Source organism: Alcaligenes sp. Lyrl_28 (assembly GCF_051948705.1).
In the GTDB taxonomy this organism is placed as follows: Bacteria; Pseudomonadota; Gammaproteobacteria; order Burkholderiales; family Burkholderiaceae_B; genus Alcaligenes; species Alcaligenes ammonioxydans.
This window is the reverse complement of sequence record NZ_JAYJLG010000002.1, coordinates 286451-300572: the sequence shown is the minus strand read 5'-3', so window position 1 is coordinate 300572 and position 14122 is coordinate 286451. Positions and strand designations below refer to the sequence as shown.

The 14122-nt window shown below is 57.9% G+C and carries 10 protein-coding genes; 2 read left to right on the top strand and 8 right to left on the bottom strand.

The annotated features are described in order from the left end of the window. Nucleotides 1–11 precede the first annotated feature (11 nt). From yfaE to VF694_RS05980, 8 genes are all read right to left on the bottom strand, one after another. A complete protein-coding gene (gene yfaE / locus VF694_RS06015; RefSeq protein WP_003803568.1) occupies nt 12–320 on the bottom strand; it encodes a class I ribonucleotide reductase maintenance protein YfaE in 309 nt (102 codons plus the stop codon). Further along, nucleotides 317–1453 carry a class Ia ribonucleoside-diphosphate reductase subunit beta gene (gene nrdB / locus VF694_RS06010; protein WP_003803570.1) on the bottom strand — a complete coding sequence of 379 codons (1137 nt, stop codon included), beginning with the start codon at nt 1451–1453 and terminating at the stop codon, nt 317–319. The genes yfaE and nrdB overlap by 4 nt, the downstream gene beginning before the upstream one ends. A gap of 18 nt (nt 1454–1471) precedes the next feature. Then, a complete protein-coding gene (gene nrdA, locus VF694_RS06005; RefSeq protein WP_003803571.1) occupies nt 1472–3751 on the bottom strand; it encodes a class 1a ribonucleoside-diphosphate reductase subunit alpha in 2280 nt (759 codons plus the stop codon). A 198-nt stretch (nt 3752–3949) separates the two neighbouring features. Further along, on the bottom strand, nt 3950–5776 hold the full coding sequence (gene recQ, locus VF694_RS06000) for a DNA helicase RecQ (protein ID WP_440163916.1): 1827 nt from the start codon (nt 5774–5776) through the stop codon (nt 3950–3952). A gap of 9 nt (nt 5777–5785) precedes the next feature. After that, a complete protein-coding gene (locus VF694_RS05995; RefSeq protein ID WP_440163914.1) occupies nt 5786–6922 on the bottom strand; it encodes a hypothetical protein in 1137 nt (378 codons plus the stop codon). Nucleotides 6923–6943: 21 nt separating this feature from the next. Further along, nucleotides 6944–8716, bottom strand: coding sequence for a ClcB-like voltage-gated chloride channel protein (locus VF694_RS05990; RefSeq protein ID WP_003803577.1), 1773 nt, complete (start codon nt 8714–8716; stop codon nt 6944–6946). Nucleotides 8717–8724: 8 nt separating this feature from the next. Continuing rightward, nucleotides 8725–9774: a cytochrome d ubiquinol oxidase subunit II gene (locus VF694_RS05985; protein ID WP_003803579.1), complete on the bottom strand. Its 1050-nt coding sequence runs from the start codon at nt 9772–9774 to the stop codon at nt 8725–8727. Beyond that, nucleotides 9771–11111 (bottom strand): cytochrome ubiquinol oxidase subunit I, encoded by a 1341-nt coding sequence (locus VF694_RS05980; protein ID WP_039943741.1) that lies wholly within the window; start codon nt 11109–11111, stop codon nt 9771–9773. Before VF694_RS05980 ends, VF694_RS05985 begins: the two co-directional genes overlap by 4 nt. Nucleotides 11112–11259: 148 nt before the next feature. Here VF694_RS05980 and VF694_RS05975 point away from each other — a divergent pair, with 148 nt between their 5' ends. Further along, the gene (locus VF694_RS05975) at nt 11260–13017 is read left to right on the top strand and encodes a glutamine--tRNA ligase/YqeY domain fusion protein (protein ID WP_219235698.1); all 1758 of its coding nucleotides are present in this window, start codon (nt 11260–11262) and stop codon (nt 13015–13017) included. Between the two features lie 10 nt (nt 13018–13027). Further along, nucleotides 13028–13798 carry a septum site-determining protein MinC gene (gene minC / locus VF694_RS05970; protein ID WP_003803584.1) on the top strand — a complete coding sequence of 257 codons (771 nt, stop codon included), beginning with the start codon at nt 13028–13030 and terminating at the stop codon, nt 13796–13798. Nucleotides 13799–14122 lie beyond the last annotated feature (324 nt).

Sequence of the window (14122 nt, the reverse complement as noted above, 5' to 3'; positions counted from 1 at the left end):
AGACAGTGGAATCAGGGATTCAGCCCGGTAAAACCGAACTGATCTTCTGGTTCCTCCTCAACCCGGGCAATGCGCTGACAGTCGACCATGATCGGTTCAAGTACCGTGCAACAACACGGCAGAACCTCGCCTGGGCCGACATACGCCAAGGGCTGCTCTTTATAAGCAACCTTTCCATACACAAGAGGAATACGGCAGGAGCCGCAATAGCCGCTCCTGCATTGGTACTCAACCTGATGGCCGGTTCGTTCCAAACCTTCCAACAAAGTTTCGCCGTCCCGCAACTGAAAGTCATGATCAGTTGTCCGGACTTGACTCATAACTCGATACCGTCGAAATCGCCAGCCGACACGGCCGAATCGATCTGGCCGACCAGGTACGAGCTCAATTCCACCTCTTGAGGTGCCACCTGCACGGTGTCCGAGGACAGCCAGGTGTTGATCCATGGAATGGGGTTGTGCTTGACGGACTCAAACGCAGGCTTCAGGCCCACTGCACCCATGCGGATATTGGTGATGTACTCCACGTACTGCCCCAAAATATCCTTGTTCAGGCCAATCATGGAGCCGTCGCGAAACAGATAGTCCGCCCACTGCTTCTCTTGCTCGGCCGCATCCTTGAACATGGCAAAGCAAACTGGCTCCAGCTCACGGGCGATCTGCGCAAACTCAGGATCATCACTGCCCGAACGCATGATATTGATGATGTGCTGTGTACCTGTCAGGTGCAGCGCTTCATCACGCGCAATCAGACGAATGATCTTGGCATTGCCTTCCATCAGCTTGCGCTCGGCAAAAGCAAATGAGCAGGCAAAGCTGACGTAAAAACGGATGGCCTCAAGAATATTGACGCTCATCATGCACAGATACAGCTTCTTCTTCAGCTCGTAAACGCTCAGCTTGCGGGTTTGACCGTTGATCTGGTGTTCACCCTCACCCAACTGGGCATACAGCATGGTGTCGCTGATCAAATCGTCGTAATACGAGGAAATATCGGCGGCACGCAGCTGAATGTTCTCGTTGCGCACGATGTCATCAAAAATAACAGACGGGTCATTGGCAATATTGCGAATGATGTGCGTGTACGAGCGCGAGTGGATGGTCTCGGAAAAAGCCCAGGTTTCAATCCAGGTTTCCAGTTCAGGAATCGAGACCAGCGGCAGAAACGCCACGTTGGGGCTGCGGCCCTGGATGGAGTCCAGCAAGGTCTGGTACTTCAGATTGCTGATGAAAATGTGCTTTTCGTGGTCGGGCAGGTTCTGGTAGTCGATCCGGTCCTGAGTGATGTCCACTTCCTCTGGACGCCAGAAGAAGGACAGCTGTTTCTCAATCAGCTTTTCAAAAATCGGATACTTTTGCTGGTCGTAGCGAGCCACGTTCACCGGCTGCCCAAAGAACATGGGTTCCTTGAGCTGATCGTTATCCGTTTTAGAAAAAGTACTATAGGTAGTCATGATGCTCTTTACCCTTGCTTAGATCTTGCACGCACCACCTGCGCAACCGTCGTCCTCGACTTCGCCATGCGAATCATCGGCACCGTCGCGCGTGTTGTGGTAGTACAAGGTCTTCACACCATATTTGTAGGCCAGCAGCAAGTCCTTGAGCAGTTGCTTCATCGGCACACGGCCACCCTCGAACCGCTGTGGGTCATAGTTGGTGTTCGCAGAGATCGACTGGTCGACAAACTTCTGCATCACGCCAACCAACTTCAGATAGTCCTCGTTACCGGGCATTTGCCACAGCAACTCATACTGATCCTTATATTTTTCAAACTCGGGCACGACCTGGCGCAAGATCCCGTCCTTGGACTGCTTGACCGAGACCAGACCACGTGGAGGCTCAATACCGTTGGTGGCATTGGCAATCTGGCTGGAAGTTTCCGACGGCATCAAGGCGGTCAGGGTCGAGTTGCGCAGGCCATGCTTGACGATGTCCGCACGCAAGGCTTCCCAATCCAAGTGCAGCGGCTCGTTGCAGATACCATCCACATCTTTCTTGTAGGTATCGGTTGGCAGCAAACCGGCGGCGTACGTCGTTTCATCAAAGGCCGCGCAAGGACCATACTCACGCGACAACTGTACCGAAGCCTTCAACAGGTAGTACTGGATGGCTTCGAAAGTGCGATGGGTCAGACCCAGCGCGGCGGGATCAGAATAGCGGGTCCCGTTCTTGGCCAGGTAGTAAGCGTAGTTGATCACGCCAACTCCCAGGGAGCGGCGCTTGTTGGTCGCATTGAGGGCTGCCTTGACCGGGTAATCCTGGTAGTCCAGCAGCGCATCGAGCGCGCGCACGATCAGCTCGGACAGACCATCGAGCTCGTCCAGCGACTCCAGGGCGCCCAGGTTAAACGCAGACAGGGTACACAGCGCGATCTCACCCTCGGGATCGTTCAGATCGTTCAAGGGCTTGGTCGGCAGCGCGATTTCCATGCACAGGTTGGACTGGCGCACCGGTGCGCGATCTGCCTGGAACGGGCTGTGGGTATTGCAGTGGTCTACGTTCTGAATGTAGATGCGGCCGGTGCTGGCCCGCTCTTGCATCAGCAGGGAGAACAACTCGATGGCCGGTAAACTGCGCTTACGGATGGCGGGGTCCTGCTCGTACTTTTCGTACAGACGCTCGAACTCGTCCTGATCGGCAAAAAAGGCGTCATACAGCCCGGGAACATCATGAGGCGAGAACAGCGTAATGTGGCTGCCCTTGATCAGGCGCTGATACAGCAGACGGTTGATCTGCACGCCGTAATCCAGATGGCGGATGCGATTTTCTTCCACACCCCGGTTGTTCTTCAGGACCAGCAGGGTTTCCACTTCCAGGTGCCACATGGGGTAGAACAAGGTTGCCGCGCCACCACGCACGCCGCCCTGCGAGCAGGACTTCACGGCAGCCTGGAACATTTTGAAGAAAGGCAGGCAGCCCGTGTGCTGGGCTTCGCCCCCCCGAATCTCACTGCCTACGGCACGAATGCGGCCGCCGTTGATACCAATGCCGGCACGCTGGGAAACGTAGCGCACAATGGCGCTGGTCGTGGCATTGATGCTGTCCAGACTGTCATCACACTCGATCAGCACGCAGGAGCTGAACTGACGGGTGGGGGTGCGCACCCCCGCCATAATGGGCGTGGGCAGGGAAATTTTGAACTGCGATACCGCATCGTAAAAACGCTTGATATAGCTCAGGCGGGTTTCAGCGGGATAGCGGGCAAACAGGCACATGGCCACCAGCATGTAAAGAAACTGGGGGCTTTCGTAGATGCGCTTGGTCACGCGGTTCTGGATCAGGTACTTGCCTTCCAGTTGCTTGACGGCACCGTACGAGAAATTCATGTCACGCCAGTGATCCAGATGAGCGTCCAGCTCGTCGAATTCGGCACGCGTGTAATCTTGCAGCAGATGCGGATCGTAGCGACCTTCCTTGGTTTGAAGGGTGACGTGATCAAACAGGCTTGGTGGCTCGAACTGGCCAAAAGCGATCTTGCGCAGGTGAAAGATCGCCAGGCGCGCAGCCAGGTACTGATAGTCGGGCGTTTCTTCAGAAATCAGATCCGCAGCCGACTTGATGATGGTTTCGTGGATATCGCTGGTGCGAATACCATTGTAGAACTGGATATGGGAACGTAGTTCCACTTGAGAGACTGACACATTGTTCAAACCTTCAGCGGCCCAATCAACCACCCGGTGAATCTTGTCGAGGTTAATAGGTTCGGTACGGCCATCTCGCTTGGTGACCATTAACTGTTCGGTTGATTGCATTTCAGTCTCGGAAATCGATGGTGAGTGACGCAAGACGCGGCTTTTGCAGCCGCCAGCGTCATGTGATGCACACCATATATAGTGTGATATTGCCGCCATTCTACTACATATAGCGGATTGAGCGAATAGTGGTTTTATCATCGCACGGCAGATTTTGGGGCAGGAACATGCAACCAAACTTTGCGCGATTAACAAATTTTACTGCGTTTGGAACTCTTGGACGCAGCGCAGCAAGGCCTCGCCATAGGCCTCTCTTTTGCGCACCCCGATGCCTGTAATCGGCTCCAGATCAGCTTCTGAGCCTGGGCAGCGGATCGCCACCTCTCGCAAGGTCGCATCGTGGAAAATAACGTAAGCCGGCACCCCATGCTCGCGCGCGATGGCAGCCCGCCAGGTACGCAAAGCCTCGAAACGCCTTTGTTGATCCGGGTCCAGCGCCGGACCGGCAGGTGCCTGGCCCTTGACTCGATGCGCCGCCGGTCCCCGTGTTACGGTTTCGCGCCGCAGCATCAGGGTGCGTTCCCCCTTGAGCACCTCGCGGCTGGCTTCGGTCAGCAGCAAAGTGCCATAACCTTCCGGATCAACCGTGACCAGACTGTGGGCCAGCAGCTGACGCAACACGCCTCGCCAGGCCTGATCGGTCAGGTCTTTGCCCACCCCGAAGACCGTCAGCTTGTCATGCTCGTGCTCCTTGACCCGATCGGTCAGCTTGCCCAGCAAAATATCGATCAAATGCCCTGCGCCGAAACGCTGACCTCGCTCGCGCCACAGCCTGTAGATCGTGGACAACATTTTCTGAGCCGCCACGGTGCCGTCCCAGGCCTGCGGCGCTTCCAGGCATGTGTCGCAATTGCCGCAAGGCTCGATGTGCTGATCAAAATAAGCCAGTAAGCGCTGGCGGCGGCAGGAAATGGTTTCGCACAGACCGAGCATGGCATCGAGCGCCTGCCCTTGCTGGCGGCGGTGGGCTGCATCGCCCTGTGACTGGTTGATCATGCGATGCAGTTGCACCACGTCTTGCAGGCCATACGCCAGCCAGGCGGTTGCCGCTTCCCCATCGCGCCCTGCCCGCCCGGTTTCCTGGTAATACCCTTCCACCGATTTGGGCAGATCAATATGGGCCACGAAGCGCACATCGGGTTTATTGACACCCATCCCGAATGCAATGGTCGCCACCATGACGACCCCTTCCTCACGCAGAAAGCGAGCCTGGTTGATAGCCCGTTGCTGCGCATCCAGCCCGGCATGATAGGGCAAGGCATGGATACCGTTTTTACACAGAAATTCCGCCGTATCTTCCACCCGTGAGCGCGACAGACAGTACACAATGCCTGCGTCTCCTGCGTGCTCTTCCTGGATAAAGCTTAAAAGCTGTTTGCGCACCTCGTTTTTTTCAATGATGCGATAACAGATATTGGGGCGATCAAAACTGGCGACAAAATGCCGTGCCTGTTCCAGCTTCAGGCGCTGGGCAATCTCCACCCGTGTCAACTGGGTAGCCGTCGCGGTCAAGGCAACGCGCGGCACGCCAGGCCAACGCTGGGCCAGCAAATCCAGTCCCAGGTACTCGGGGCGAAAGTCGTGCCCCCACTGGGACACGCAGTGGGCCTCATCAATGGCAAACAGGGAAACCTGGCCCCGAGCCAGCAAGTCCAAACAACGATCGGTGAGCAGGCGCTCTGGCGCCACATACAATAGATCCAGCTGCCCGGTCAGGAACTCGCGCTCGACCTCACGGGCAGTCTGCCAATCCTGGGTGGAATTCAGATAGGCGGCATTCACACCGAGTTCAGTGAGCGCATCCACCTGATCCTGCATCAGCGCAATCAGTGGAGAGACAACCACGCCAGTGCCGGGGCGCACCAAGGCGGGGATCTGATAGCACAAGGACTTGCCGCCACCGGTAGGCATCAGGACCAGGGCATCACCGCCCTGGATCAGGGTCTCGATAATCTCGTGCTGAGAACCACGAAAACTGTCATAACCAAAAACTTCCTGAAGAACCTCAAGTGCTGACTGGGCCATGCCGCCTGCTTAAAAAATCGGAATAGAAAAACGCAGCGCGATGTTCGACTGACGACTTTCCAGATGACGGCGGGCCTGCAAACCCACCCTAAGGTGGGGACTGTACCAGAACTGCTGCGTGACCCCAAGGTAGCGATTCTCCCCACCGGCTACGACCTGCTGTACCTCGTACTGGGTCTTGACCTCGCCCCAGCCGCGCAAGGGCACGGACAGGCCCAGCATTTGCCGACTACTGGCCGCCGCCACCTTCATGCCTTGATAACGACTCAAATCCAGAAAGTTATCCTGGTAGCGCTCACCCTGCCATTGCAGGTGCAAATCGCCCAGCACGTCCAAACCATAGGCCGCTTGATAGCGCCAGCCCTGCCCTACCGAATGGAAGGCCTTGGCGACACTGGCCTGCCACACCCCAAAATCCGGCGAGCGATAGGTCGCCCCCAAACCTGTCAGGCCGAAATCTCGCGCGCTTTCCATTTGGGTGTCAAGACTGGTTCGGCTGGTCAGATCAGTACTGACCATGAGACTGCTGGCCGAAGACCCATACACAAGATCGCCATTATCCTGCTTGCCGCTCATATCCAGCGCACCGATCGCCAGCGCGTAGCGCCAGGGCCCCGCGGGGCCCTGCTCGAACTGCTGGCTGATATTGACACCACCCAGCTCCACGGGTCGCGCCCAGTCCGGAGCCGTCACCGTATCATTGCCCAGCGTCAGCTGCAGGCCCTCTCCATTCACATAACGCCAATTGCGCTCGCCAAACTGCCAGACCTGATCCGGCGCACTGCTTAGCCAGCGTGCGCTCCAGATGGGCGAGGACTGCTGGCTATATTGAATGGACCGGGCCAGACTGGCGGTCTGGGAGCCGCTCAGGCTGAAGTCGGCAAAAGAAAAATCCATGGACGAGGCAGGACTGAGCAGATCCTGGTCGCCCTGACGATGCCATAGGGAGGCATCAAAAAACGGCTCCACGGGCGGAAGCTCCTGAGCCTGAATCGCCGGCGCATCGTCCACCCCGTACACACGGGTTGCGGACAGATTTTCCAGCCCGACACGAGCTTGCGCCGTGGCCAATGGAACAGCGAACAGCATGGCAAGACCAACAACCAGCCCGCCTGCCAAACCTCGCTGGCAAGCTTTTATACGCATGATGAATGTCACAAAAAGAGTTTAGCGCCGGGCATCCAACATCACTTCGCCGCTCGCATCCAGCGAGCGTTTGATGGCAGAGTACTTTTCCAGCACAGCAGATTTATAGACTACACCAATCAGCCGTCCCGAGCCGTCACCATTCAATACAGGCAAGCGCTCTCCGGCAAAGTTCACAAAGTGCTCCTGAGCCTCGTCCAGACTCATATTCGGGTACAGCGTCTTGACGAAATCCATACGCAAAATATCACCGACCACGCGATCCTGCGCAGCGTTGTCGTCCAGCAACATCCGGGTCAGGTCAGGCTGTGCAATCACCCCTTGATAAACCTGCTCCTCGTTGACCACGTACAAATAACGCACCGGGTAATCGAGAAACATCTGCAAGGCATCACGCATCTGGGTCGTGGTGCTGACCACGGTATCGGCCGGACGCACCAGCTCAGCCAGGGTCGTATGACGCAGTTTGTGCCGCAGCAGGGCATCTCGTTCGCGCACCAGCGTCACTTCATACATGGCCACCTCAGCCACGCCGCGCGACACAAAATAGGCCATGACACAAGCCACAATCAAGGGCAGCACCAACTGATAGCTCAGCGTCATTTCAAACAGCATCAGAATGGCCATGAACGGGGCACTGGTTGCTGCGCCCAGAAATGCACCCATTCCCACCAGGGTGAAGAGGTACAAAGGCAAGTCCAGACCGGGCAATACCAGCAAGATCACCTGCCCGAACAAAGTGCCAAAGGCGGCCCCTACAAAGATGGCGGGTGTAAAGACCCCGCCCACCGCCCCCGAGCCGACGGTCAGCCCCGTCGCCAGCACCTTGAACACCAGGATAAGCAAAACGCTATACCAGGCCCAGTCGGTGTGCAGCATGGAGGACACGACGCTGAAACCGTTGCCAGCCACGCGCGGTATGGCTATTAGCAAGAACCCCAGCAACAGACCGCCCAGGGCCAGGCGTAGCGGCAAGCCCAGCCCAGTACGTTTGAAGAGCGTGCGAAACAGATTCAGCAGCTTCAGGAAGGCCGGGGCTGCCAGACCGATCAATACGCCCAGCAGCAGAAACGGCAGGATGTCCCAGCCTGCCACTGCCTGCACATTCACCATTTCATACGGAGCATGGTAACCACCGAGCATGCGCATGGTCAGGTGGGCACTGACGGCTGCCATCAGCAACGGACCAAAACTGCTCATGGTCATGGTACCCAGCACAATCTCGGCCACAAATACCGCCCCGGCAATCGGCGCACCATACGCAGCGGCCACACCGGCCGCCGCGCCACAGGCCACCAGCAAGCGCAGGCGAGCCTCGCTGAACAGGGTGAAACGACCAATGGCTGACGCGGACAAGGACGCCAAATGCACCATGGCCCCTTCCCGACCAATCGAGCCGCCCGACGCGACCGTCATCAGGGAGGACAGGGAGCGCAGCAAACCCTGCCGGATCGACAAGCGACCATCGCCAATGGCTACCGCTTCCATATAGTCCGAATTACTGCCCGAGGGCAGCCGTCCGGCCAGCCACAGCAACACGCCTGCACAAAGGCCACCCACCGTGGGAAAGAGCAGGCGCATGTACCAGCTCAAACTTTCGGTCACGGCCACGATGCCGCCATGCTGTCCGGCAACCACTTGCTGAACGAAGCGCATACCCTGATGGAAGGCCAAAGTGGCCAAGGCTCCCAGAATACCGGCCAGAACCGCCCAGGCCAGCATGGCAGGCATGTCGGACAACCACTTGAATCCCTGCAAACGCTTGCGCATCGACAGTACAGAATGGGCAATCATAAAAAAGATCAGCCTTTAAAGCTGGGCGGCAAAGGCGGGCGGGACAAACCAAACATGCGCCAGTACACCCACACGTTGAATATCAACACAATGGGCAGGGCAATCACAATGGCCGACAGGATCAGACCCAGTGCCGGAACTCCAGCAGCAGCATCCCAAATGGTCATCTCGTCCAGGATCAGATAAGGAAAAAAGCTGAACGCCAGGCCCGCCATGACGCAGACCATCACGAACAAGGTCAGCAAGAAAGGCAAGGCGGTGGTGCGATAGCTGCTGTTAATCATGCGCTGCAAGCTCATTTCAATCGACACAAAGCAGCTCAGAATCAGCGCCCACAAGAACAGCACCAGGCCCCAGTATGGGCCATCGCTCCATTTGAGCAGCACGCCGGCATTCACAAAGGCCAGCACCACGGACACTCCGACGGCGCCCGCGGCGAACCAGCGCACGGAACGGCGCCCCCAGTTCACGGCACGCGCGCGTAGCTCACCGGCCTCGCGCATGATCAGCCAGCTCGCCCCCAACAGGCAGTAGGCGGCAATGGCGCAAAACCCCATAAAGACGGAGAACCAGATGTAGCCCGCATCGCTTTGAAAGCCCACTACAACCTGGGCCAGCAGGACGCCATGGGAAAAAGCTGTCAGCCAAGAGCCCAGCGCAAACCCCATTTGCCAACGAGACTGGCGCTCTACCGGGGCGCGCAGCCGGAACTCGAAAGACACGGAGCGGGCAAATACGCCCACGCCCAGAGCACACAGCGGTCCATACAATCCACCCATTACCGCTCCCCAGGCTTTGGGGAAGGCACAGACAAACAGGCCCAGACCCAGAAACAACCAAAACTCGTTCGCATCGCGCCAAGGGCTGAGCAAAGACAGCATGCGGGGACGCAAGGAGTCCGGTGCCAGCAAGGACAGGCACCCCACCCCGATATCGAACCCATCCAGAACCGTACCGGCTACGATGATCAAAAAGAACAGGGCTAAAAACGCCAGCGGCATCCAGAACGCAGGGTCATGCGCCCCTAGCCCCAGCGCATTTGCAAAGGAATCAATCATGCCCGCCCCCGATGACGTGCAATCGGCACCACGCCAAACCGAACGGCATGTCGCAACTTCTGGAAAAATCCAATCATGCACAGGATGTAGACCGCGCCATACGCCAGTAAGCCCAGGGCTACCGTCAGAACATTTTCACTGCTCTGCACCTGCACCGCCTGAATATCCGTGCCCACCAGATAGGGAAGGAAACCGAGCAAAAGGTAAGCAGCGCCGGCGAGCAACATGACCCAGCCCAGTACCGACGAGACCACCATCACCTGACGCTCTCGATAAGACAGCGAGTGCGGGTCCAGCCCATAGCGCCGAGTACGCAGCAAGACCCACAGCAATACCCCCAGCATCAGGGCTCCTGCCAGCACAGCCAAACGAAAGGACCAGAATGTCAAGGTGACCGGCGGCATGGCCTCGGAAAACTGATCCAGCCCCATCAAAATACCGCTGTCATTGCGTCCCAGCCAGCGCCCGCCGGCATGAGTCCAGCGCAGTACGCCCAGTACGCTGTCCTGCATGGCTGAAGGCGCCGCGATCAAAATCAGGTCCGGCTGCGAACCACTTTCCCAATATGCGGCCGCCGCCGCCGCTTTGGCAGGCTGATACTGAGCCGTCATGAATCCATTGCCCACCACAGAACACAACAGCCCAAGCCAGGCCGCCACGCCTAAAAACAGGGCGCTGCGAAATGCCAGACGTTCCTGGTCAGTGACCGGCTTTTGCATGGTCTGGGCACAAGTCACACCCAGCATGAAAAAGGCAACCGTCAGCAAGCTGCCTGCCAGCAAGAGACCGGCGTACCAGGGCAAGGCAGGCGTGCTGAGCACATCAAGCCAATCCATCACCACGTAATGACCGTCGATCACGTCCACCCCCGTGGGCACCTGCATCCACGCCACGATCGCCAGCAGCCAGAACGCCGTCACCGTGACGCCCAACGCCACCATCAGCACAACCAGCGTGTGAACCAGATTGGAGAGCATGCGCTGCGCAAACAGCATCACGCCCAGAAAGCAGGATTTGAAGATAAACAGGGACAGCATGGAAGCGGCCAGCATCGGGCCAATCACATCGCCTACCTGTTCCATCAGCCCCGGCCAGACACTGCCGAACTGAATCAGCACGGGCATGGAGGCGGCAAAGCTTAAAATAAACGCCAGTGCAAACAGACGCACCCAGAACCGGTAGGCTCCCATCCAGGCGCTTGCCTTACTGCCAAAGGTTCTAAGCTTGAAATACAGCAGCACCCAGGCCAATCCCAGCTCCAGGGCCAGAAACAGCAGCATGAATCCCAGGCTGAGGAAGAACTGGGCGTGGGACAAGGAAAGGGCGGAGTGCGTCATAATGAGCGCTAGTGTAGGGTGAATTGGCCTGCAAACGCCACCATACTACCCTAAGTTATTGCCGCAATTCTCAGGGCAAATACCCCTCTAAAACAAGAACGTGGCAAAATGGCCGATTAGTCCGTCGGCTTCTTTATTTCAAACGTGTATGACCTCTGACACCACTCCCGCTCCCGTCTCCAATTTTCTGCGCACGATCATCGACCAGGATCTGAGCGCTGGCCGTTACGCACAAAAATCCTGGGCCGGCCAGCCGGGCCCGGCCAGCACCCAGGAAGGGGCCGCTGTCGATGCCGCGCGCATTCGTACGCGCTTCCCCCCCGAGCCCAACGGCTATTTGCACATTGGGCATGCCAAAAGCATCTGTTTGAACTTCGGACTGGCCAGCGACTACCAGGGGGCCTGCCACCTGCGTTTTGACGACACCAACCCCGAAAAAGAAGAACAGGAGTACGTGGACGCCATTATCGACATGGTCAAATGGCTGGGCTTTGACTGGACCTTCAAAAACGAAGAGAACCTGTACTTTGCCAGCGACTACTTTGATTACATGTACCAATTCGCCGAGGCACTGGTCAACGCCGGCTATGCCTACGTGGACGAGCAAAGCGCCGAGGAAATGCGTGCCAACCGGGGCACCTTGACCGAAAAGGGAGTGAACTCGCGCTGGCGCGACCGCCCCGCCGAGGAATCCATCCGGCTCTTGCGCGAGATGCGCGAGGGCAAGCATCCCGATGGCAGCATGGCCTTGCGTGCCAAGATTGACATGGGCTCGCCCAATATCAATATGCGTGACCCGGTCATGTACCGCATCCGCCACGCCGAACACCATCGCACGGGCAACAAGTGGTGCATTTACCCGATGTACAGCTGGGCTCACCCCGTGGAAGATGCGCTCGAGCGAATCACGCACAGTTTGTGCACTCTGGAATTTGAAGACCAGCGTCCGTTCTACAACTGGATTCTGGAGCGGCTGGTCGAGCTGGGCCAGTTGTCCGAACCCCTGCCCAAGCAGTACGAGTTCTCGCGGCTGAACCTGTCCTATGTGGTCACCAGCAAGCGCAAACTGCGTCAGTTGGTTCAGGAAAACCATGTTTCAGGCTGGGACGACCCCCGCATGCCTACCTTGGCCGGCTTGCGTCGCCGCGGCTACAGTCCCGGAGCCATCCGTCTGTTTACGGACCGCCTGGGCGTATCCAAAGCCGCCCAGCATGTGGATTACAGTCTGCTCGAGCAAGCACTGCGCGATGATCTGGACCCGGTGGCCGATCGCAGCGTGGCGATCCTGGACCCGATCGAACTGATCATTACGAACTACCCGGAAGGGCAAACCGAGCTGTGCCATGCACCGCGCAATCCGCACAATCCGCAAGCCGGACAGCGCGAGTTCCCCTTTTCGGGTCGCCTGTACATCGAGCGCGAGGACTTCAAGGAAGAGCCGCCCAAAAAGTACTTCCGCCTGTTCCCCGGCAATACCGTGCGTCTGAAATACGGCTACGTCGTGCGCTGTACCGGCTGCGTCAAGGACGAGCAAGGCAATGTCACCCAGGTGCTGGCGGAATACCTGCCTGACACCAAAAGTGGCACCCCTGGCGCAGACTCGGTCAAGGTCAAGGGCAATATCACCTGGATCAGTGCCGAACATGCGGTGGCCGCCGAGATTCGTCTCTATGACCGCCTCTTTGCCCATCCTCAGCCCGATGCGGCCGACCAGGACTTTCTGGAGCACATCAACCCCAACTCGCTGCGCGTGATTCAGGGCTGGCTGGAGCCAGGTACCCGGGCAACGCCCGACGCCCGCTGGCAGTTTGAACGCCTGGGCTATTTTGTGGCGGATCGTGTCGACTCCACGGCCGAAAAACCCGTTCTTAACCGCACCACGACTCTGAAAGACACCTGGGTCTAAGGCTATTGACGTGAACGATCAGACGTATGCCAAAGGGCCTCAGGCCCTGGATTTCAAAAGTGCCACCTTGTATGCCGTACGGGTGGTGTTGCGTTCGGCCGACACGGCCGAGCAGCTAGCCGCCTTGGCGCAACGCATGAAAGATGCCGGCTCCTTTTTCGAGGACGAACCGGTGGTGATTGATGCCAGCGGCATCGATGCGCCTGTGGACTGGTCAGCCCTGATCGAGGCGCTGCGCCAGCACAAGCTGCACCCGGTAGGCGTCATTGCGCATGCCGATCACGCAGACAACGCCATCGACAGCGGTCTGCCCCAGGTGGAACTGTCCAATCCTCCGGCGCGCCCACAAACACAGGCGGCCCCGGACAAGGAAGTTCCGGTGCTCTCGCAAACAACGACGCAGGAAGCTCCTGCAGCGGCCGCCCCGCCACCGCCGGCTATTGCCCCGGCAGCCCTGACCATCCACCGCCAGTTACGTTCCGGTCAACGGATTTACGCCCGTCACACAGACCTGATCGTCATTGGTGCGGTTAGCCAGGGGGCCGAAGTCGTGGCCGATGGCAATATTCATGTGTATGGTCCACTGCGTGGTAAAGCCATGGCAGGCGCCCGGGGTGACAGCAAGGCCCGCATCTTCACGACCGAACTGGACCCGGAGCTGATTGCGATTGCCGGTGTGTACCGCATCATCGAGACCCGGCTGGACGCGCAACTGCGCAACAAGCCGGTCATGGTGACACTGGAAGAAGACACGCTCAGGTTTGATCCCCTGAGCTCCTAGCAGTAACAGGCGCCGGCTTTTGCCGGCGCTTTTTATAAAGAGCAATACACACGCAGCGCTGCCTGGTGGAATCGTTCCCACCCGCCCCTACCCGGTCAGGTTGTGACCGTACCGGGCAAGCTGCTTTTTGCCTGGCTGAGCTGAACCCCGACAAATAGATACGGGCAGGCAAGCAAGCGTGAAAACAAACGTGTAAGCTGACACCGAACAAAGCAATTGATATGTTTTGTTTCTAAGCAGTAGGCTAAGCGGCACAACGGATGTCAACATCAGGCCCGTTATGCTTTACGATTATGTGACTTGAAAAACAAAGGAATCCGATTG